18 protein-coding genes and 1 tRNA gene are annotated in these 19,155 nt (G+C 70.4%); 17 read left to right on the forward strand and 2 right to left on the reverse strand.

Annotated features, from left to right (window positions below; all coding sequences use genetic code 11):
- The first annotated feature begins 43 nt into the window (after positions 1 to 43).
- Genes nuoE through NP095_RS02125 form a run of 11 tightly spaced genes read left to right on the forward strand, consistent with a single transcriptional unit; the run spans position 44 to position 13,579 of the window.
- Complete coding sequence (gene nuoE, locus NP095_RS02075) at positions 44 to 856, forward strand: NADH-quinone oxidoreductase subunit NuoE (RefSeq protein WP_232417682.1); 813 nt, start codon at positions 44 to 46, stop codon at positions 854 to 856.
- Positions 849 to 2,159, forward strand: coding sequence for an NADH-quinone oxidoreductase subunit NuoF (gene nuoF / locus NP095_RS02080; protein ID WP_232417681.1), 1,311 nt, complete (start codon positions 849 to 851; stop codon positions 2,157 to 2,159). Before nuoE ends, nuoF begins: the two co-directional genes overlap by 8 nt.
- The gene (locus NP095_RS02085; RefSeq protein ID WP_232417680.1) at positions 2,156 to 4,546 is read left to right on the forward strand and encodes an NADH-quinone oxidoreductase subunit G; all 2,391 of its coding nucleotides are present in this window, start codon (positions 2,156 to 2,158) and stop codon (positions 4,544 to 4,546) included. The genes nuoF and NP095_RS02085 overlap by 4 nt, the downstream gene beginning before the upstream one ends.
- On the forward strand, positions 4,543 to 5,811 hold the full coding sequence (gene nuoH, locus NP095_RS02090) for an NADH-quinone oxidoreductase subunit NuoH (protein WP_232417679.1): 1,269 nt from the start codon (positions 4,543 to 4,545) through the stop codon (positions 5,809 to 5,811). The genes NP095_RS02085 and nuoH overlap by 4 nt, the downstream gene beginning before the upstream one ends.
- Position 5,812: 1 nt before the next feature.
- On the forward strand, positions 5,813 to 6,367 hold the full coding sequence (gene nuoI, locus NP095_RS02095) for an NADH-quinone oxidoreductase subunit NuoI (RefSeq protein WP_232417678.1): 555 nt from the start codon (positions 5,813 to 5,815) through the stop codon (positions 6,365 to 6,367).
- Positions 6,364 to 7,197 (forward strand): NADH-quinone oxidoreductase subunit J, encoded by an 834-nt coding sequence (locus tag NP095_RS02100; RefSeq protein ID WP_232417677.1) that lies wholly within the window; start codon positions 6,364 to 6,366, stop codon positions 7,195 to 7,197. The genes nuoI and NP095_RS02100 overlap by 4 nt, the downstream gene beginning before the upstream one ends.
- Positions 7,194 to 7,487 (forward strand): NADH-quinone oxidoreductase subunit NuoK, encoded by a 294-nt coding sequence (gene nuoK, locus NP095_RS02105; protein WP_256766108.1) that lies wholly within the window; start codon positions 7,194 to 7,196, stop codon positions 7,485 to 7,487. Before NP095_RS02100 ends, nuoK begins: the two co-directional genes overlap by 4 nt.
- 10 nt (positions 7,488 to 7,497) lie before the next feature.
- The gene (nuoL, locus tag NP095_RS02110) at positions 7,498 to 9,378 is read left to right on the forward strand and encodes an NADH-quinone oxidoreductase subunit L (RefSeq protein WP_232417676.1); all 1,881 of its coding nucleotides are present in this window, start codon (positions 7,498 to 7,500) and stop codon (positions 9,376 to 9,378) included.
- Positions 9,375 to 10,913 carry an NADH-quinone oxidoreductase subunit M gene (locus NP095_RS02115; RefSeq protein WP_232417675.1) on the forward strand — a complete coding sequence of 513 codons (1,539 nt, stop codon included), beginning with the start codon at positions 9,375 to 9,377 and terminating at the stop codon, positions 10,911 to 10,913. The genes nuoL and NP095_RS02115 overlap by 4 nt, the downstream gene beginning before the upstream one ends.
- Positions 10,910 to 12,553, forward strand: a complete 1,644-nt coding sequence (nuoN, locus tag NP095_RS02120; protein WP_232417674.1) for an NADH-quinone oxidoreductase subunit NuoN — start codon at positions 10,910 to 10,912, stop codon at positions 12,551 to 12,553. The genes NP095_RS02115 and nuoN overlap by 4 nt, the downstream gene beginning before the upstream one ends.
- 39 nt (positions 12,554 to 12,592) lie before the next feature.
- On the forward strand, positions 12,593 to 13,579 hold the full coding sequence (locus tag NP095_RS02125) for a polyprenyl synthetase family protein (RefSeq protein ID WP_232417673.1): 987 nt from the start codon (positions 12,593 to 12,595) through the stop codon (positions 13,577 to 13,579).
- A 12-nt stretch (positions 13,580 to 13,591) separates the two neighbouring features.
- Here NP095_RS02125 and rarD read toward each other — a convergent pair whose 3' ends face one another.
- On the reverse strand, positions 13,592 to 14,524 hold the full coding sequence (gene rarD / locus NP095_RS02130; RefSeq protein WP_232417672.1) for an EamA family transporter RarD: 933 nt from the start codon (positions 14,522 to 14,524) through the stop codon (positions 13,592 to 13,594).
- Positions 14,525 to 14,585: 61 nt separating this feature from the next.
- On the opposite strand from rarD, the gene NP095_RS02135 reads away from it, so the two are divergent.
- On the forward strand, positions 14,586 to 15,785 hold the full coding sequence (locus tag NP095_RS02135; protein ID WP_232417671.1) for an MFS transporter: 1,200 nt from the start codon (positions 14,586 to 14,588) through the stop codon (positions 15,783 to 15,785).
- Here NP095_RS02135 and NP095_RS02140 read toward each other — a convergent pair.
- Entirely contained in the window at positions 15,776 to 16,267 is a 492-nt protein-coding gene (locus tag NP095_RS02140; protein ID WP_187411716.1) for a YajQ family cyclic di-GMP-binding protein, read from the reverse strand. The genes NP095_RS02135 and NP095_RS02140 overlap by 10 nt on opposite strands.
- Before the next feature lie 67 nt (positions 16,268 to 16,334).
- On the opposite strand from NP095_RS02140, the gene NP095_RS02145 reads away from it, so the two are divergent.
- From NP095_RS02145 to NP095_RS02165, 5 genes are all read left to right on the forward strand, one after another.
- Positions 16,335 to 16,416 (forward strand) — tRNA-Tyr (locus NP095_RS02145).
- Positions 16,417 to 16,519: 103 nt separating this feature from the next.
- The gene (locus tag NP095_RS02150) at positions 16,520 to 16,822 is read left to right on the forward strand and encodes a hypothetical protein (protein WP_232417670.1); all 303 of its coding nucleotides are present in this window, start codon (positions 16,520 to 16,522) and stop codon (positions 16,820 to 16,822) included.
- A gap of 20 nt (positions 16,823 to 16,842) precedes the next feature.
- Positions 16,843 to 17,769 carry a glucosyl-3-phosphoglycerate synthase gene (locus tag NP095_RS02155; protein ID WP_232417669.1) on the forward strand — a complete coding sequence of 309 codons (927 nt, stop codon included), beginning with the start codon at positions 16,843 to 16,845 and terminating at the stop codon, positions 17,767 to 17,769.
- Positions 17,766 to 18,629 (forward strand): dihydropteroate synthase, encoded by an 864-nt coding sequence (folP, locus tag NP095_RS02160; RefSeq protein WP_232417668.1) that lies wholly within the window; start codon positions 17,766 to 17,768, stop codon positions 18,627 to 18,629. The genes NP095_RS02155 and folP overlap by 4 nt, the downstream gene beginning before the upstream one ends.
- On the forward strand, positions 18,626 to 19,147 hold the full coding sequence (locus NP095_RS02165) for a class III extradiol ring-cleavage dioxygenase family protein (protein ID WP_232417667.1): 522 nt from the start codon (positions 18,626 to 18,628) through the stop codon (positions 19,145 to 19,147). The genes folP and NP095_RS02165 overlap by 4 nt, the downstream gene beginning before the upstream one ends.
- The last annotated feature ends 8 nt before the right edge of the window (positions 19,148 to 19,155 follow it).

Genomic DNA, 19,155 nt, shown 5'->3' on the forward strand with positions numbered 1-19,155 from the left:
CAAGAACAATGGTCGAGGCCAGTGGTGACGGGAGTGGTTGTTCATGACAGACCAGATTTCCGAGGGGCTGTCGGACCGGACGATCGCCGACCTGCACGAGCTGGCGGGCCGATACCCGCAGGCGCGCAGTGCGCTGCTGCCGATGCTGCACCTGGTGCAGTCCGAGCAGGGCCGCGTCACGGCCGAGGGCATCGCCGTGTGCGGCGAGATCCTGGGTCTGACCGAGGCCGAGGTCAGCGCCGTGGCGACCTTCTACACGATGTACAAGCGCCGCCCGATGGGCAAGCACCACGTCGGCGTCTGCACCAACACCCTGTGCGCCGTCATGGGCGGCGACGAGATCTTCGAGCGGCTCTGCGGCCACCTGGACGTCGGCAACGACGAGACCAGCGAGGACGGCCAGATCACCCTCGAGAAGGTCGAGTGCAACGCGGCCTGCGACTTCGCGCCCGTGATGATGGTCAACTGGGAGTTCTTCGACAACCAGACCCCCGAGTCGGCCGTCGAGGTCGTCGACCGGCTCCGCGCCGGTGAGCCCGTCCAGTCCACCCGGGGCGCCACGATCACCTCGTGGCGCGAGGCCGAGCGTGTCATCGGCGGCTTCGAGGACGGCCTCGTCGACGAGGGACCGGCCGCCGGTCCTGCGTCGCTGGCCGGACTCGAGATCGCCGCCGAGCGCGGCTGGTCGGCTCCGCCGCTGGACGCCTCGGGCGGCGAGGCGACGCGCGAGTCCACGGCTCAGGCCGTGGACGAGGCCGACACACGGCGTGCCGAGAGCGAGAACGTGGTCGAGCAGTCGGCGGCCGACGTCCGTGGCGGCGAGGACCCGGACGAGAGCGAGGCCAACCATGACTGACGTACTGACTCCGGTCCTGACCGCGAACTGGGCGGACGACCGCGCCTGGACGCTCGACGCCTACACGGCTCGCGGCGGCTACCGCGGACTGGAGAAGGCGCTGACGATGGAGCCCGACGCCATCATCGAGCAGGTCAAGGACGCCGGCCTGCGCGGCCGTGGCGGCGCCGGCTTCCCGACGGGCATGAAGTGGGGCTTCATCCCGCAGGACAACCCCAACCCCAAGTACCTCGTGGTCAACGCCGACGAGTCCGAGCCGGGCACCTGCAAGGACATCCCGCTCATGATGGCCAACCCGCACGTGCTGGTCGAGGGCGTCATCATCGCCTCGCGCGCGATCCGGGCCAACACCGCGTTCATCTACGTGCGCGGCGAGGTCCTGCACGTCATCCGCCGCCTGCGCGCGGCCGTCCGCGAGGCCTACGCCGCCGGCCATCTGGGCCGCGACATCCACGGCACGGGCTACGACCTCGACCTGATCGTCCACGCCGGTGCCGGCGCCTACATCTGCGGTGAGGAGACGGCGCTGCTCGACTCGCTCGAGGGACGCCGCGGCCAGCCGCGCCTGCGCCCGCCGTTCCCGGCCGTCGCGGGTCTGTACGCCTCGCCGACCGTCGTCAACAACGTCGAGTCGGTCGCCTCGGTGCCCGGCATCATCGCCGGCGGCGCCGACTGGTTCGCCTCGATGGGCACCGAGAAGTCCAAGGGCCACGGCATCTTCAGCCTCTCGGGCCACGTTGCCCGCCCGGGCCAGTACGAGGCCCCGCTGGGCATCACGCTGCGCGAGCTGCTCGAGCTCGGCGGCGGCATGCGCCCCGGCTCGGAGCTGAAGTTCTGGACCCCCGGCGGCTCGTCCACGCCGATCCTGACCGCCGAGCACCTCGACGTGCCGCTGGACTTCGAGGGAGTGGGCGCCGCCGGCTCGATGCTGGGCACCCGCGCCCTGCAGATCTTCGACCAGACCACGTCGGTCGTGCGGTGCGTGCTGCGCTGGACCGAGTTCTACAAGCACGAGTCCTGCGGCAAGTGCACCCCGTGCCGTGAGGGCACGTGGTGGCTCGTCCAGACCCTGCGGCGCATCGACGAGGGCCAGGGCCAGCCCGGCGACATCGAGCTGCTGCTCGACCTGTGCGACAACATCCTGGGCCGCGCCTTCTGCGCCCTCGGCGACGGCGCCACCAGCCCCATCACGTCGGCCATCGAGTACTTCCGCGAGGAGTTCGAGGCCGGGATGACCACGCCCAGCCGCGACCTGTTCCCGCCCGCGGCCTCCACCCTGTTCGCGAAGGAGGGCGTCCGATGACGCTCACCGAGTCCAACGGCGCCGACACGACGCCGGTCGAGCTCATCACGCTGACGATCGACGACGTCGAGGTCAGTGTCCCCAAGGGCACCCTCGTCATCCGCGCCGCCGAGCTGATCGGCACCGAGATCCCGCGGTTCTGCGACCACCCGCTGCTCGCGCCCGTCGGCGCCTGCCGCCAGTGCCTCGTCGAGATCCCGGACGCCGGCAACGGCCGCGCCATGCCCAAGCCGCAGGCCTCGTGCACGATCGAGGCGGCGCCGGGCATGGTCGTGCGCACCCAGGTCACCTCGCCGGTCGCCGAGAAGGCGCAGGAGGGGATGCTGGAGTTCCTGCTGGCCAACCACCCGCTCGACTGCCCGGTGTGCGACAAGGGCGGCGAGTGCCCCCTGCAGAACCAGTCGCTCTCGCACGGCCACACCGAGTCGCGCTTCATCGAGACGAAGCGCCTGTTCCCCAAGCCGCTCGCGCTGTCCAGCCAGGTCCTGCTCGACCGCGAGCGCTGCGTCCTGTGTCAGCGCTGCACGCGCTTCCAGACCGAGATCGCCGGCGACCCGTTCATCGCCCTGCTCGAGCGTGGCGCGCAGCAGCAGATCGGCATCGCGCCGGACGTGCCGTTCGGCTCCTATTTCAGCGGCAACACGATCCAGATCTGCCCGGTCGGCGCGCTGACCAGCGCCGACTACCGGTTCCGCTCGCGCCCGTTCGACCTGATCAGCGTCCCCTCGGTCTCCGAGCACGACGCCTGCGGCTCGGCGATCCGCGTCGACCACCGCCGGGGCAAGGTCATGCGCCGCCTCGCCGGTGACGATCCCGAGGTCAACGAGGAGTGGATCACCGACAAGGACCGCTTCGCGTTCACCTGGTCGCGTCAGGCCGACCGGCTCACCACGCCGCTCGTGCGCAACCCGCAGACCGGCGAGCTCGAGCCCACCTCGTGGCCCGGCGCGCTCGCCGTGGCGGCGCGCGGACTCGCGGCGGCGGCCGGCAAGGCCGTGCTGACCGGTGGCCGGCTCACGGTCGAGGACGCCTACGCGTACGCCAAGTTCGCCCGCGTCTCGCTCGGCACGAACAACATCGACTTCCGTGCTCGCGCCACCTCCAAGGAGGAGACCGAGTTCCTCGCGGCCAAGGTCGCCGGCACGCCCGTCGGCGTCAGCTTCGCCGACCTCGAGCGCGCCGACACGGTCGTGCTCGTGGGGCTCGAGCCCGAGGACGAGGCCGGCACGCTGTTCCTGCGCCTGCGCAAGGCCAGCCGCAAGGGCCTCAAGGTCGTCTCGATCTCCAGCCACACCACCCGCGGCCTGAGCAAGATGAACGGCACGCTCGTGCCGACGGTCCCCGGTGGCGAGGCGGCGGCCCTGGCGACGCTCGACCTGCCGGCCGGCAGCGTGATCCTGGCCGGCGAGCGTCTGGCCACCGTGCCCGGTGCCCTCTCGGCCGTCGCGGCCCGCGCGACCGAGACCGGCGCCCGCTGGGCCTGGGTCCCGCGCCGCGCCGGCGACCGCAGCGCGCTCGACGCGGGCTGCCTGCCCAACCTGCTGCCCGGCGGTCGCCCCCTGGCCTCGGCCGAGGCACGCGCCGACGTCGCGGCCGACTGGGGCGTCCCCAGCCTGCCCGCCGAGGCCGGCCTGGACACCGAGGCGATCATCGCCGCGGCCGCCAGCGGCGAGCTCGGCGCCCTCGTGGTGGCCGGGGTCGACGTGGACGACCTGCCCGACCCGGCACTGGCCCGCGACGCCCTGCGCTCGGTGGACTTCCTGGTCAGCCTCGAGGTCCGCGAGTCCGCGGTCACCGCGCTGGCCGACGTGGTCCTGCCCGTCGCGCCCCCGGTCGAGAAGGCCGGCACGTTCATCAACTGGGAGGGCCGCCAGCGGCCATTCCACCAGGTCCTCTTCGAGTCGCGCGCCCTGCCGGACGTGCGGGTGCTCGCCGGGATCGCCGAGGAGCTCGGCCGGCCGATCGGCCTGCGCACCCCGCAGGACGCCGCGGCCGAATGGCACGAGCTCGGTCCTTGGGACGGCAAGCGGGCGCCGTTCCGCGGCAGCAAGCCCGGCGCCCCGAAGCTGGTCTCGACGACGCTCGTCCTCGACACCTGGAAGCTGATGATCGACGACGGACGCCTCCAGGACGGGGCCGAGACCTACAAGCTCACGGCCCGCGTCCCGGTGCTGCGCGCCAACGCGGCGACCCTCGCGGTCCACGGCGTCGAGCCCGGCACGGAGGCCACCCTGACCGGCCCGTCCGGATCGGCGCACTTCACCGCCGAGGTCGCGGACCTGCCCGACGGCGTCGTCTGGGCGCCCACGAACTCCGGCGTCCACCTCGGCGCCGCCCTCGGCGTCGGACACGGCGGCCGGGTCAGCCTGGCGGGAGGCGCGGCATGACTCTGGACCAGCTCTTCGGTAACGACCCCTGGTGGGTCGTCGCCCTCAAGGCACTGTTGATCTTCGTCTTCCTGGTGCTCTACACGCTGTTCAACATCTGGTTCGAACGGCGCGTCGTGGCCCGGATGCAGCACCGCATCGGCCCGAACGTCAACGGCCCCTTCGGTCTGTTGCAGAGCCTCGCCGACGGCGTGAAGCTCGGCCTCAAGGAAGAGATCTTCCCCAAGGCCGCGGACAAGGTCGTCTACTACGTCGCGCCGATCATCGCGGTCGTCCCGTCGTTCCTGGCCTGGGCGGTCATCCCGTTCGGCCCGGTCGTGAACTTCTTCGGCCACGAGACTCCGCTGCAGCTGACCGACCTGCCCGTCGCGGTCCTGTACGTCCTGGCCGTCACCTCGGTCGGCGTGTACGGCATCGTGCTGGCCGGCTGGTCCTCCGGCTCGATCTACGCGCTGCTCGGCGGTCTGCGCTCCAGCGCCCAGGTCATCAGCTACGAGGTCGCGATGGGCCTGTCCCTGGTCGCGGTCTTCATCTACGCCGGGTCGATGTCGACCTCGGAGATCGTCGCGGCGCAGGAGGACATCTGGTTCTTCATCCCGCTGCTGCCGTCGTTCATCATCTACGTCATCGCGATGGTCGGCGAGACCAACCGCGCCCCCTTCGATCTCCCCGAGGCCGAGGGCGAGCTGGTCGGCGGCTTCCACACCGAGTACTCCTCGTTCAAGTTCGCGATGTTCTTCCTGGCCGAGTACATCAACATGGTCACCGTCTCGGCGCTGGCCACGACGATGTTCCTCGGCGGCTGGCGCGCCCCCTTCGGCATCGCCCAGATCTGGGAGGGCGCGAACGAGGGCTACTGGCCCGTCCTGTGGTTCTTCGGCAAGACGCTCGCGTTCATCTTCATGTTCGTCTGGCTGCGCGGCTCGCTGCCTCGCATGCGCTACGACCAGTTCATGCACTTCGGCTGGAAGTGGCTGATCCCGATCGCGCTCGGCTGGATCGTCGCGCTGGCGTTCATCCGCAAGCTGCAGGTCGAGGACATGCTCGACCAGAACGCGATGCTGATCGCCGCGGGTGTCGCCGGCCTGTTGCTGGTCGTCACGTTCTTCCTGCCGACCCGCGACGAGGACGACGAGCCCGAGGCGGTCGAGCCACAGGAGTTCGACGCCTTCGCCGGAGGCTTCCCGGTCCCGCCGCTGCCGCACCAGCGCGACGCCATGGCCACCGCACCGACCACCTCGCAACCCACGGATGGGGGAGAGTGACATGAGTACGCTCAAGGAAACCCTCTGGGACCCGATCGCCGGCTTCGGCGTCACGTTCCGGACGATGTTCAAGAAGCCCGTGACGGAGAAGTATCCGTTCGAGAAGGTGCCCACGGCGAAGCGCTTCCACGGTCGTCACCAGCTGAACCGCTGGCCCGACGGCCTCGAGAAGTGCGTCGGCTGCGAGCTGTGCGCCTGGGCCTGCCCCGCCGACGCGATCTACGTCGAGGGCGCCAGCAACACCGAGGACGAGCGGTTCAGCCCCGGCGAGCGCTACGGACGCGTCTACCAGATCAACTACCTGCGCTGCATTCTCTGCGGCCTGTGCATCGAGGCGTGCCCCACGCGGGCGCTCACGATGACCAACGAGTACGAGCTGGCCGACGACAACCGCGCCGCGCTCATCTACGAGAAGAACGATCTGCTCGCGCCGCTGCTGCCCGGCATGGTCGAGCCGCCGCACGAGATGCTGATCAGCGACGACCACCACGACTACTACCGGGGCAAGTCGCTGCCGATCGTCGAGACGACCAGCGGGCCGGAGCAGTCCCGGTGACCGCGTTCTGGATCCTCGCCCCGGTCATGGTGCTGGCGGCGATGGGACTCATCCTCGCCCGCAAGGCCGTGCACGCGGCGCTGTGCCTGGCGATCGTCATGATCAGCCTCGCGATGCTCTACGCGGCGCAGGGCGCCCCGTTCCTGTTCGCGGTGCAGATCATCGTCTACACCGGCGCGATCATGATGCTGTTCCTCTTCGTGCTCATGCTGGTCGGCGTCGAGACCGCCGACTCCATCGTCGAGACGATCAAGGGCCAGCGCGCCATGGCCGCCATCGTGGGCATCCTGTTCGCCCTCCTGCTGTCGCTGGGCATCGCGCAGTCGGTGTCCTCGGCCGTCGTGGGCCTGGGTGAGGCGAACGCGAACGGCAACCTGCACGGGTTGGCCTCGCTGCTCTTCACCGACTACGTGCTGGCCTTCGAGTTCACCGCCGCGCTGATGATCGTGGCGGTGCTCGGCGCCATGGTGCTGGCCCACCGCGAGCGCCTCGTCGCACCGCCGACGCAGGCCGACCTGGCGGCCCGCCGCATGCGCGACTACGCCGAGTCGGGCAAGCACCCCGGCAACGCGCCGACGCCCGGTGTCTTCGCGCGTCACAACGCCGTCGACACCCCGGCGCTGCTGCCCGACGGCACCCCACTGCCGGAGTCGATCCCCGGCACGCTGGTCTCGCGCCACCAGTTCGAGCTGCACGACGCCGAGGACGTCAACCGTGTCGTCGGAGAGATCTCCGCGGCCGACGTCGACCCCGACGAGCGTCCGGTCACCACCGAGAAGCCCGACGTCCGCGAGCCCGCCGAGACCGATGAGGAGGGGGAGTCGAAGTGAACGAGTACCTGACCCTCTCGATGCTGCTGTTCTCGATCGGTGCGGTCGGCGTCCTGGTACGCCGCAACGCGATCATCGTGTTCATGTGCGTCGAGCTCATGCTGAACGCCACGAACCTCGCGTTCGTGACGTTCGCGCGCCAGCACGGCAACCTCGACGGCCAGGTGGCGGCGTTCTTCGTCATGGTCGTCGCCGCCGCCGAGGTCACCATCGGCCTGGCCATCATCGTGTCCATCTACCGCACGCGACGGACGACCTCGGTCGACGACGCGAACCTGCTCAAGGCCTAAGGAGCTCGCGTTGCTGGACCTTTCCTGGCTGCTCATCGCCATCCCCCTGGCGGGAGCCGCGCTCCTGTTGACCTGGGGCAAGGAGTCCGACCGATTCGGTCACCTCATCGCGACGGCGTGCTCTGCCGCGTCGTTCGTGCTGGGTGTCGTGCTCTTCGCCCAGCTCGCCGCACGCGACGAGGGTGACCGCTCGGTCACCACGACGCTCGGCACCTGGATCGACGCCGGCGCGTTCCACGTCGACTTCTCCTTCACCTTCGACACGCTCTCGAGCCTGTTCGTCCTGCTCATCACGGGCGTCGGCACGCTCATCCACATCTACTCGATCGGGTACATGGCGCACGACGAGCGCCGTCGCCGCTTCTTCGCCTACCTGAACCTGTTCATCGCGGCGATGCTCACGCTCGTGCTCGCGGCGGACTACCTCGTGCTCTTCCTGGGCTGGGAGGGCGTCGGTCTGGCGTCCTACCTGCTGATCGGGTTCTGGCAGCACAAGCCGTCGGCCGCCGCGGCCGCCAAGAAGGCCTTCGTGATGAACCGCGTGGGCGATCTCGGCCTCGCGCTGGCGATCATGACGATGTTCGCCTGGTTCGGCACCACCTCGATCGCCGCGGTCAACGACCAGATCGGCTCCGTCTCGGGCAACGTCGCCACGGCGCTCGGCCTGCTGTTGCTGCTGGGTGCGTGCGGCAAGTCCGCGCAGTTCCCGCTGCAGGCCTGGCTGCTCGACGCGATGGAGGGCCCCACGCCGGTCTCGGCGCTCATCCACGCGGCCACGATGGTCACCGCCGGCGTCTACCTGGTCGTGCGGTCGCACGACATCTACGACGCCACGCCCACGGCACGCAACGTCGTGATCGCCGTCGGCGTCATCACGCTGCTGATGGGCGCCTGGATCGGCTGCACGAAGGACGACATCAAGAAGGCCCTCGCCGGCTCGACGATGAGCCAGATCGGCTACATGATGCTCGCCGCGGGCCTCGGCCCGGCCGGCTACGCCTTCGCGATCTTCCACCTGCTGACGCACGGCTTCTTCAAGGCCAACATGTTCCTCGGCGCCGGCTCCGTCATGCACGGGATGAACGACGACGTGAACATGCGCCACTACGGCGGCCTGCGCAAGGCCATGCCGGTCACCTTCTACACGTTCGGCATCGGCTACCTCGCCATCCTGGGCTTCCCGGGCACCTCGGGCTTCTTCTCCAAGGACAAGATCATCGAGGCCGCCCTGGGCCACAACATCTGGGTCGGCCTGGCCGCGCTGCTGGGCGCCGGTGTCACGGCGTTCTACATGACGCGCCTCATGCTGATGACCTTCTTCGGTGAGCGTCGCTGGCGCCAGGAGGTGCACCCGCACGAGTCGCCGTCGGTCATGACGGTGCCGCTCATCGTGCTGGCGGCGCTCTCGCTGCTGGCCGGCCTCATGGCGCTGGGCGGCTGGATCGAGGACTGGCTCGAGCCGGCCACCGGCCACGCCGAGCACCACGACCTGCCGCTGCCGGTCATCGCGATCACGCTGATCGTGCTCGTCGTGGTGGCCGCCGGCGTCGTGCTCGCCTGGCTCACCTACGGCCGTGACCGCGAGATCGCCGGCGAGACGCCGCCCGACTCCGAGGTCTCGGTGTTCACCCGCGCCGGCCGCGCCGAGCTGTACGGCAACGCCGTCAACGACACGCTCGTCGTGCGGCCCGTCACCCACTTGACCCGCGCTCTGGTGTGGGTCGACGCCAAGGTCCTCGACGGAGTCGTGACCGGCTCCGCCGACGGCATCGGCGGTATCTCCCGTGAGCTGCGCAAGCCGCAGACCGGCTATGTCCGTTCCTATGCACTGATGGTGCTCGGAGGTGCTCTCGTGGTCCTGCTGGGCCTGCTGGCGGTGACGCTCGCATGATGCTGTCCCTGCTCATCGCCGTCCCCTTGTTGGGCGCCCTCGTGGTCGCCCTGCTCCCGCGGACGACCGACGGGGCCACCGCGAGGTACGTCGCCTTCGGTGTCTCCATCCTCACCCTGATCATGTCGCTGGCTCTGCTGAGCCGCTTCGACATCGACAGCGGCGGCTACCAGCTGACCGAGGAGGTCGACTGGATCGGCGCCTTCGGCGTCCACTGGGCCCTCGGCGTCAACGGCATCGGCCTGACGATGATCTTCCTGACGACGGTGCTCACGCCGATCGTGCTGCTCGCGTCCTGGCGCGACAAGGAGGCCGACCCGCGGCGCACCAACACGTACTTCGCGTGGATGCTCGTCCTCGAGGCGCTCGCGATCGGCGTCTTCGCCGCCACCGACGTCTTCGTCTTCTACGTCCTGTTCGAGGCGACGCTCATCCCGCTGTACTTCCTCATCGGCGCGCACGGATCGGGCCACCGCAGCTATGCCGCGGTGAAGTTCTTGATCTACAACCTCGCGGGCGGCCTGATCATGCTCGCCTCGGTCGTGGGCCTGTACGTCCTCTCGACGCAGCAGGGCGGCCCGAGCTTCCTGCACGCCGACCTGATGAACCTCGAGATGTCGCAGACCACCGAGCGGCTGCTGTTCCTGGGCTTCTTCATCGCCTTCGCGATCAAGGCGCCGCTGTGGCCGCTGCACACATGGCTGCCCGACGCCGCCGCCTCGGCGACGCCCGGCACCTCGGTGCTCATGGTCAGCATCGTCGACAAGATCGGCACGTTCGGCATGATCCGCTGGTGCCTGGAGCTGTTCCCCGGCGCCTCGGAGTGGGCCAGCCCGGTCGTGCTCGTCCTCGCGGTCATCAGCATCGTCTACGGCGCGCTGCTGGCCTGGGGTCAGGACGACCTGCGCCGCCTCATCGCCATGACCTCGGTCTCGCACTTCGGCTTCATCATCCTGGGCATCTTCGCCTTCACCCAGGTCTCGATGACCGGCTCGGTGCTCTACATGTTCAACCACGGACTCTCGACCGCCGTGCTGTTCCTCGTCGCCGGCATGCTCATCGCACGCCGTGGCTCGGCGCGGATCAGCGACTTCGGCGGCGTGCAGAAGGTCGCGCCGGTGCTGTCGGGCGTCCTGCTCGTCGGCGGCCTGTCCAGCCTCTCGCTGCCGGGCCTGGCGCCGTTCGTGTCGGAGTTCCTCGTGCTCGCGGGCACGTTCACCCGGTCGATCCCGCTCGCTGCCGTGGCCACGCTCGGCATGGTGCTGGCGGCGGTCTACATCCTGGTGATGTACCAGCGCACGATGACCGGCCCGCTGAACGAGGCCACGGCCGGCTTCCACGACCTCTCGCGGCGCGAGGTCGGGGCCATGGCCCCGGCGATCGTGCTCATCATCGGCCTGGGCTTCGTCCCGCAGCCCCTGCTGGACGTCATCGATCCGGCGGTCGAGCCGGTGGTCACCACGGTCGGGGTCGGTGACCCGCCGCAGCGCGCGCCCCTCGACCTCACCCAGCAGACGGAAGGAGCCCACGAATGATCGGCGCACTTTCGTCCGCCCTGCCCGGCGCCCTCGCGGCCGCCGGCCCCGACATTGCGGCAGCCGACCTGGACTATCGCCAGCTGTCGCCCCTGATCGCGGTGTTCGCGGTCGCGATGCTCGGCCTGATCGTCGAGATCACGGTCCCGCGCCGCGCCCGCTTCCTCACCCAGTCGGTCGTCGCCGTCGGCGGCACGCTCGTCGCGCTCGGCCTGAGCGTGTGGGTCTACCTGGGCCTCGACGAGGTCCCCGAGGCCCGCTGGCCCGCCCTGGGCGGCACCGGCGCCGAGGGCGCCGTGTCGGTCGACGGTCCCGGCGTCCTGACCTGGTCGATGCTCCTGGTGTTCGCGGCGATGTCGTTCCTGCTCTTCGCGGAGCGCAGCCACGAGCGCGGACTGAGCGACTTCGTCGGCCGCGCGGCCGACGCCCCCGGATCGCCCGGTGAGGCCGAGGCCACGCAGGCGCGACTCGAGCACACCGAGGTCTTCCCGCTCGCGGTCTTCTCGCTCTCGGGCATGATGCTGTTCGCCGTCTCGAACGACCTCATCACGATGTTCGTCGCCCTCGAGGTGCTCTCGCTGCCGCTGTACGTGCTGTGTGGGGTGGCGCGCCGTCGTCGCCTGCTCAGCCAGGAAGCCGCGATGAAGTACTTCCTGCTGGGCTCCTTCGCGTCGGCGTTCTTCCTCTACGGTGCCGCGCTGGCGTACGGCTACGCCGGCAGCCTCAACCTCACCGAGATCGACACCGCGGTGTCGGCCCGGGGCGACGAGACGGCGATCCTGCTGGGCGCCATCGGCCTGCTGCTGGTGGGCCTGCTGTTCAAGGTCGGCGCCGTGCCGTTCCACAGCTGGACGCCCGACGTCTACCAGGGTGCGCCGACGCCGGTCACCGCCTTCATGGCGGCCGCCACGAAGGCCGCCGCGTTCATCGCCATGATGCGCGTGCTGTTCGTCGGCTTCGGTGGGGCCTCGTGGGACTGGCGTCCCGTGCTGTGGGTCATCGCCGTCATCACGATGCTGATCGGCTCGATCGTCGCGATCAGCCAGACCGACGTGAAGCGGATGCTCGCCTACTCCTCGATCGCGCACGCCGGCTTCATCACCGTCGGCCTGTCGGGTGCCTACCTGGGCGACCAGGAGGGGCTCGCGATCACCTCGATCTCCTCGGTGCTGTTCTACCTGCTGGTCTACGGCATCGCCACGATCGGCGCCTTCGCGATCGTCACGGTCATCCGTGACTCCGCCGGCGAGACGACGCACCTGTCGAAGTGGGCCGGACTGGGCAAGGAGTCGCCGTTCCTGGCCGGCTCGTTCGCCCTGTTCATGCTCTCGTTCGCGGGCATCCCGCTGACGGCCGGATTCATCGGCAAGTGGGCCGTCTTCAGCGCCGCCTGGGGCGGCGGGGCGTGGGTGCTGGTCGTGTTCGGCGTGGTGTCCAGCGCGATCGCCGCGTACTTCTACGTCCGGTTCATCGTCCTCATGTTCTTCACCGACCCGGTCGGCGATGGCCCGACCGTGGCGGTCGCGGGCGTGCCGACTACCGTGGTCATTGCCTTGGCCGTGATCGCGACGGTCGTGCTGGGCGTGGTACCGGGTCCCGTCCTGGACCTGGTCCAGAACGCCGGCGCCTTCGTGCGCTAGCGGGGCATGTCGTCAGCGGTCGTCGGAAGGAAGTGGCACGTGGCCAGCGTGGGGTCGTTCGCGGATGGCGCGTTGGAACAGCGGGTGTCGGACGGGGTGACCCGGGTCGAGGACCTGCTGGCGCGCTCGGTCCACAGTCCTGAGCCGTTGGTCGCCGAGGCGTCCTCGCACCTGCTCCAGGCCGGTGGCAAGCGGTTCCGTCCGCTGCTGGCGCTGCTCTGCGCCGAGTTCGGCGATCCCGCCGCGCCGCAGATCGTGCCGGCCGCCGTCGTCGTCGAGCTGACCCACTTGGCGACGCTCTACCACGACGACGTCATGGACGAGGCGTCCATGCGCCGCGGTGCGCCCAGTGCGAACGCGCGCTGGGACAACTCCGTCGCGATCCTCGTCGGTGACTTCCTCTTCGCCCGGGCGTCCTCGCTCGTGGCCGACCTCGGCCCCGAGGCCGTGCGGATCCAGGCCGAGACCTTCGCCCGGCTCGTGCACGGACAACTGCGCGAGACGCTGGGCCCCGGCCCGGAGGACGACCGCCTCCAGCACTACCTGTCGGTCGTGGCCGACAAGACCGGCTCCCTGATCGCCACGGCGGCGCGGTTCGGCGCGATGATGTCCGGCGCCGGTCCCGACGTCGAGGAGACGCTGCTCGAGTTCGGTGAGCGCATCGGCATCGCCTTCCAGCTGGCCGACGACATCATCGACGTCGCCAGCGACGCCGGCGACTCGGGCAAGGTGCCCGGCACGGACCTGCGTGAGGGCGTGCCGACGCTGCCGACCCTGCTGGTCCAGGCCTCGCCCGTGAACGGCGACGAGCGGCTCCGCGAGCTGCTGGCCGGCCCGATCGCCGACGAGGACGACGTGCAGTGGGTCATCCGGGCCCTGCGTGAGCACCCGGCGATGGACGAGGCGCGTGCCTACGTCCGGGCCGAGGCCGACGCCGCTCGCGCCCTGCTCGCCAAGCTGCCCGTGGGCGCAGCCCGCGACGCGCTCGACGAGATCTGCACCCGCGCCACCGACCGCCTCGGCTGAGGCACGACGCCGTCAGATCGCGGTGGACTCTGCGGCGCACTCGTCGGCGAGCCGGCGGTTGCGCCGATGCGTGTGCAGGGCGTCGTAGGTGAAGATCACCAGGGCCGACCACACGATCACGAACCCGATCCAGCGGGCGGTGCCCATCTGCTCGCCGAAGATGGTCAGGCCGAAGATGAACTGCAGGATCGGTCCGAGGTACTGCAGGATGCCGATCGTCGTCAGCGACAGGCGCGTCGCCGCGGCACCGAACATCAGCAGCGGGATGGCCGTGACGATGCCCGTGCCGATCAGCAGGACCGCGTTGAGCGTGCCGTCGTGGCCGAACACCAGGGTGCCGCGCACCTGCAGGAAGATCAGGAACGCCACCGCGAACGGCGTCAGGATCGTGGTCTCGACCGACAGCGCCTCGATCGTGCCGAGGTTGGCCCGCTTCTTGAGGAACCCGTAGGTCGCGAAGCTCGTCGACACCAGCAGCGCGACCCACGGCGGCCGGCCGTAGTCGACGGTCAGGACGACGACCGCGACGATGCCCAGGCCGACGGCGACCCACTGCAGCCGGCGCAGGCGCTCGCCGAGCACGAACACGCCCAGCAGGACGGTCATGAGCGGGTTGATGAAGTAGCCCAGACTCGTCTCGATCACGTGGCCGTTCGTGACGCCCCAGATGAAGCCGCCCCAGTTCAGCGTGATGACGACCGAGGCGAGCGCCAGCGGCACCATGAGACGACGCTGGACGATGATCGAACGGAACACGACCCACTTGTGGGTGATCGTCAGCAGGCCGACGCAGAAGACGAGAGTCCACACGATGCGGTGGGCCAGGACCTCGTAGGCCGACGCGGGCTCGAGCAGGGGCCAGTACAGCGGGAAGAAACCCCAGCACAGATAGGCCGCGACGCCGTAGAGAAGTCCTGCCCGGGAATCGGTGTTCGTGCTCGCCACGAGGTAACTCAACACCCGATGCGGGATGCGTGAACCCGCGGGGTCGCCCTAGAGTCTCGCCATGGCGCTGCGGACTCGCTTCCTGCTGCTTCTCGCGCTGCGCTGGCTGGCCACCGGTCTCCTGCTGCCGGTCTCGCTGCTGCTCCCCCTCGAGCGCGGACTGACGATCGCCGAGGTGGGTCTGGCGATGGCGGCCCAAGGGGTGGTGGTGCTGCTGTGCGAGGTCCCCAGCGGTGCGCTCACGGACGCGTGGGGACGCCGTCCGGTCTTCGTGGCCTCGGGCGTCGTGGCGATCGTGGGGTACTGCGTGGCGTTCACGGCGCAGTCGGTCCTGGCGTTCGCGCTGGCGTGGGCGGTCCTCGGCTTGTTCCGCGCGCTGGACAGCGGCCCGCTGGAGGCCTGGTTCGTCGACGCCGAGCACGCCCGGGGCGCTGCGGACGAGGTGCCTCGCGGCCTCGCCGCGGCCGGGGGAGTGATCAGTGCCTCGCTGGCCACCGGCGCCCTCATCTGTGCCGGGCTGCTGCGGGTCTCGCCGTGGTCCGCCGAGGCCACGCTCGCGATGCCCTACCTCGTCGCGATCGGGATCGTCGTCGTCCAGATCGCGTGTGCGTGGCGCCTCATGGACGCCGTCTCGCGCAGTGCACGGCCGTCGGGAGAGGCGTGGCGTGCGTCCCTGGTCGCCGGCGTGCGGGTGGCCTTCGGGCGGCGCCTGCGGCTGTTGTCCGCCTCGATGGTGCTCGTGGGCCTCGGCGTCGCCGCCCTCGAGCTGTTCATGCCCGTGCGGCTCACGGAGTTCTCGGCAGACTCATCGTCGGCGGCGTCCCGGCTCGGCATCGTCTCGTCCGCCGCGTGGGGCCTGGCGGCCCTGGGCGCGGCGATCACGACCCGGCTGCTGAACTCCGTCGGACCCGCCGTCCTGACGCCGACCCTGTTCGTGGTGGAGGGCCTGGGGTTGGTCGCCATGGCAGCGGCCACGGGCGTCGGGATTCTCGTCGCCGGCTACTGGCTCTGCTACCTCGTGCACACGTCGTCCGGCGCGATGTACAACTCGCTCGTCCACCGCCGGGTCGACGACGCCCAGCGTGGCACCGCGCTGTCAGTGGCGTCGATGGCGTTCCTGGGCGCGGGCGCCGCCGGGGGAGTGAGCCTCGGCGCGCTGGGCGAGGCCACGAGCGCGTCGTGGGCCCTCGCGACCGGCGCGTGCTTCATGATCGCGGCGGCAGTGCTGGTCGTCGCCGCCGTGCGCCGTCCTCAGCGGTAGTTGGTGAACTGCACCGCGAAGTCGAGGTCGGCGCCCTTCACCAGCGAGATGACCTCCTGCAGGTCGTCGCGCGACTTGCTCGTGACGCGCAGCTCGTCGCCCTGGATCTGCACCTTGACGCCCTTGGGGCCCTCGTCGCGGATCAGCTTGCTGACCTTCTTGGCCTGCTCGGTGCTGATGCCCTCGCCGAAGGTGCCGTTGATCTTGACGTCCTTGCCCGACTGGCGCGGATCGTCGGCCTCGAAGGCCTTGAGGCTGATGCCGCGCTTGATGAGCTTGGTCTGGAAGACGTCGAGGATGGCCAGCGCGCGCTCCTCGGCGTTGGCGGTGATCTCGATGCCCCACTCGCCCTTCCACTCGATGGACGCGCCGGTGTTCTTGAAGTCGTAGCGCGTCGCGATCTCCTTGGCCGCCTGGTTGAGGGCGTTGTCGGCCTCTTGGCGGTCGATCTTGCTGACGATGTCGAAGGAGGAATCGGCCATGACCCCCACCCTAGCCGCCCTGATTTCCGGGTCCGCCGAGCGCTGGGGTAATCTTGCCGACTGTTGCGGCAGGTTGCCCGAGCGGCCAAAGGGAGCTGACTGTAAATCAGCCGGCATTGCCTACAGAGGTTCGAATCCTCTACCTGCCACGTGACCCGAGCCCCCGACCGAATCGGTCGGGGGCTCGTTCGTTCCTCGGGACCTCGGGTTCTGCCGATGGTCTCGGTCGGCCGCAGCCCCTATCGTCGGGGCATGGACTCAGCGGACGCCGATCGCCGACCCGGCGCGGACCGGTCGTTGCTCTCGCTCTACGAGCTCGTCCCGGACGCGTACGAGCTCGACCTGCTGGAGGAGGCGCGCCGGCCCCCGGTCGCGCTGCCGCACGACTGGGCCGCCGCGTTCGCCCGCGTCCACCGTGAGGCGATCGCCGCGATGGGACACGACGACGTCGAGCCCCCTGCCGAGCCCGAGGGTCCTGCTCCGTCGCCCTCGCAGGCGTGCTTCCTCGTCGAGCGACTGCTCGGCGGCGAGGTCGTCGACGACGAGACGCGTTGACCCGCGGGTACGGTGATCCGGTGGCACAGACCTGGTTCGACCGTAGGACCCACGCGGGCCGCCGGTGGACCGTCGAGGAGCTGCTCGAGGCCAAGCGAGCCTCCGGCCAACGCCTCAGTGTCGTGATCCCGGCCCGGGACGAGGCCGACACGGTCGGCGACGTCGTGGGGCGCATCCACGAGGACTTCGTCCGGCGCTGCGACCTGGTCGACGAGCTCGTGGTGATCGACGGCGCGTCCACGGACGACACCGCGCGGATCGCCACCGACGCCGGCGCCACGGTGCATTCCCTGGCTGCCGTCCGCCCCGAGCTGGGCACACGGATCGGCAAGGGCGAGGCGATGTGGAAGGCGCTGTTCGTCACCACGGGCGACCTCATCGCGTTCGTCGACGCCGACCTCACGGAGTGGGACACGCACTTCGTCCCCTCCCTGTTCGGACCCCTGCTCACCGACCCGACGGTGGCGCTGGTCAAGGGCTTCTACGAGCGGCCGTTCCGCTCCGGCTCGACGGACGACCCGAACGGCGGGGGACGGGCCACCGAGCTCGTCGCGCGCCCCCTGCTGGCGCTCGCGCGACCCGAGCTCTCGGAGGTCGTCCAGCCGCTCGCGGGCGAGTGGGCCGTGCGCCGGTCGGTGTACGAGACGCTGCACGTCCCGGTCGGCTACGGCGTCGAGCTGGCCGCGCTGATCGACGTCGCCGACACCCTCGGCATGGACGCCATCGCGCAGGTCGACCTCGGTCGCCGGGCGCACTCGCACCAGTCGCTGCACGACCTCGGTCCCATGGCGGTCCAGCTCATGGCGACCGTCTTCAAGCGCACCCGGCAGGCCGTGCCCGACGACGTCACCCTGCGCCAGTTCCGGGCGGCCGCGGCGGGTTACACGCCGGTCGTCCGTGACATCGACGTCACCGAGCGCCCACCGGCCGTGCAGGTGGCGCGATGACGCTGCGCCTGGGACGGCACTCCTTCGACGACGACCGCACGCTGATGATGGCGATCGTCAACCGCACGCCCGACTCGTTCTTCGACCGCGGCGCCACGTGGGCCGAGGACTCGGCCTTCGACCGGGTGCGCCAGGTCGTCGACGAGGGGGCTGAGATCGTCGACATCGGCGGCATCAAGGCCGCCCCCGGCGAGGAGATCGACGCGCAGGAGGAGAAGCGCCGCGTCGTGGGCTTCGTCGAGCGCGTCCGCGAGGCGTTCCCCGACGTCGTCATCAGCGTCGACACGTGGCGGTCCGAGGTCGCCCGGGCGGTGTGCGAGGCCGGCGCGGACCTGCTCAACGACGCCTGGGGTGGCGCCGATCCACGGCTGGCCGAGGTCGCGGCCGAGTTCGATGTCGCCATGGTCTGCACCCACACCGGCGGCGTGACGCCCCGGACGCGCCCGCACCGGATCGAGTACGAGGACGTCGTCGCCGACGCGATCGCGTCCACGGTGGCCCAGGCTGAGCGCGCCGTGTCGCTGGGCGTGGACCCCGAGAGCCTGCTGATCGACCCGGCGCACGACTTCGGCAAGAACACGTTCCACTCCCTCGAGATCACCCGCCGCCTCGACGAGATGGTCGCGACCGGCTGGCCGGTGCTCGTGTCCCTGTCGAACAAGGACTTCGTGGGCGAGACGCTCGACCTCCCGGTGGGGGAGCGGCTGCTGGGCACGCTCGCCGCCACGGCCATCGCCGCGACGGCCGGTGCGCGCGTCTACCGGGTGCACCAGGTCCCCGAGACGCGCCAGGTGGTCGACATGGCCTGGACGATCGCCGGCCGCCGCCCGCCGGCTCGCGCGATCCGAGGGCTGGCGTGATCCGCCGGCTCGTGATCGTGCCGCCGGTCCCGGCCCTCCTGCCGCGGTACGCGAGCCTGCACGATCCGGTGGCCGAGCTGCGGGCGTCCGCGACCGGTGTGGTCCGCGCGATGACGGCCGACGCCGAGGCGGTGGCGATCGTCGGTCAGGACCCCTTCTCCGAGCCCGTGGCCAGGGCACTGCTGGATGCGGCCGGCTTCACCGGGCGGATCGATCCCGACGCCGACGTCGTGCTCGCGATGGCCAACGGCAGCGCCAAGCGCAGCGAGAAGGCCCCCGGGCACCTCGACGAGCGGGCGTTCGACTTCGACGACGTCGTCGACCTCGCGATCCGGTCCGGCGACGGGCGTCGTCTCGCGGCGCTGGACGCCGATCTGGGGGCCGAGCTGTGGGCCAGCGGCATCGGAGTGCTCGCGGACCTCGGCGCCGGCCTCGAGGGCCCGTGGAGCGTCTCGGTGCCCTACGCGGACGCCCCCTACGGCGTCCTCTGGTGGGTCGCCGCCTGGGTTCGCGACTGACCTCCGGT

Origin of the sequence: Aeromicrobium duanguangcaii (genome assembly GCF_024508295.1) — a bacterium.
Classification (GTDB): domain Bacteria; phylum Actinomycetota; class Actinomycetes; order Propionibacteriales; family Nocardioidaceae; genus Aeromicrobium; species Aeromicrobium duanguangcaii.

Coding starts and splice junctions, on each gene's coding strand:
- NP095_RS02115 (WP_232417675.1), top strand. CDS start 9,375: ATGATGCTGTCCCTGCTCATCGCCGTCCCCTTGTTGGGCGCCCTCGTG.
- nuoN (WP_232417674.1), top strand. CDS start 10,910: ATGATCGGCGCACTTTCGTCCGCCCTGCCCGGCGCCCTCGCGGCCGCC.
- NP095_RS02135 (WP_232417671.1), top strand. CDS start 14,586: ATGGCGCTGCGGACTCGCTTCCTGCTGCTTCTCGCGCTGCGCTGGCTG.
- NP095_RS02140 (WP_187411716.1), bottom strand. CDS start 16,267: ATGGCCGATTCCTCCTTCGACATCGTCAGCAAGATCGACCGCCAAGAG.
- NP095_RS02150 (WP_232417670.1), top strand. CDS start 16,520: ATGGACTCAGCGGACGCCGATCGCCGACCCGGCGCGGACCGGTCGTTG.
- nuoI (WP_232417678.1), top strand. CDS start 5,813: ATGAGTACGCTCAAGGAAACCCTCTGGGACCCGATCGCCGGCTTCGGC.
- folP (WP_232417668.1), top strand. CDS start 17,766: ATGACGCTGCGCCTGGGACGGCACTCCTTCGACGACGACCGCACGCTG.
- NP095_RS02085 (WP_232417680.1), top strand. CDS start 2,156: ATGACGCTCACCGAGTCCAACGGCGCCGACACGACGCCGGTCGAGCTC.
- nuoF (WP_232417681.1), top strand. CDS start 849: ATGACTGACGTACTGACTCCGGTCCTGACCGCGAACTGGGCGGACGAC.
- nuoE (WP_232417682.1), top strand. CDS start 44: ATGACAGACCAGATTTCCGAGGGGCTGTCGGACCGGACGATCGCCGAC.
- nuoH (WP_232417679.1), top strand. CDS start 4,543: ATGACTCTGGACCAGCTCTTCGGTAACGACCCCTGGTGGGTCGTCGCC.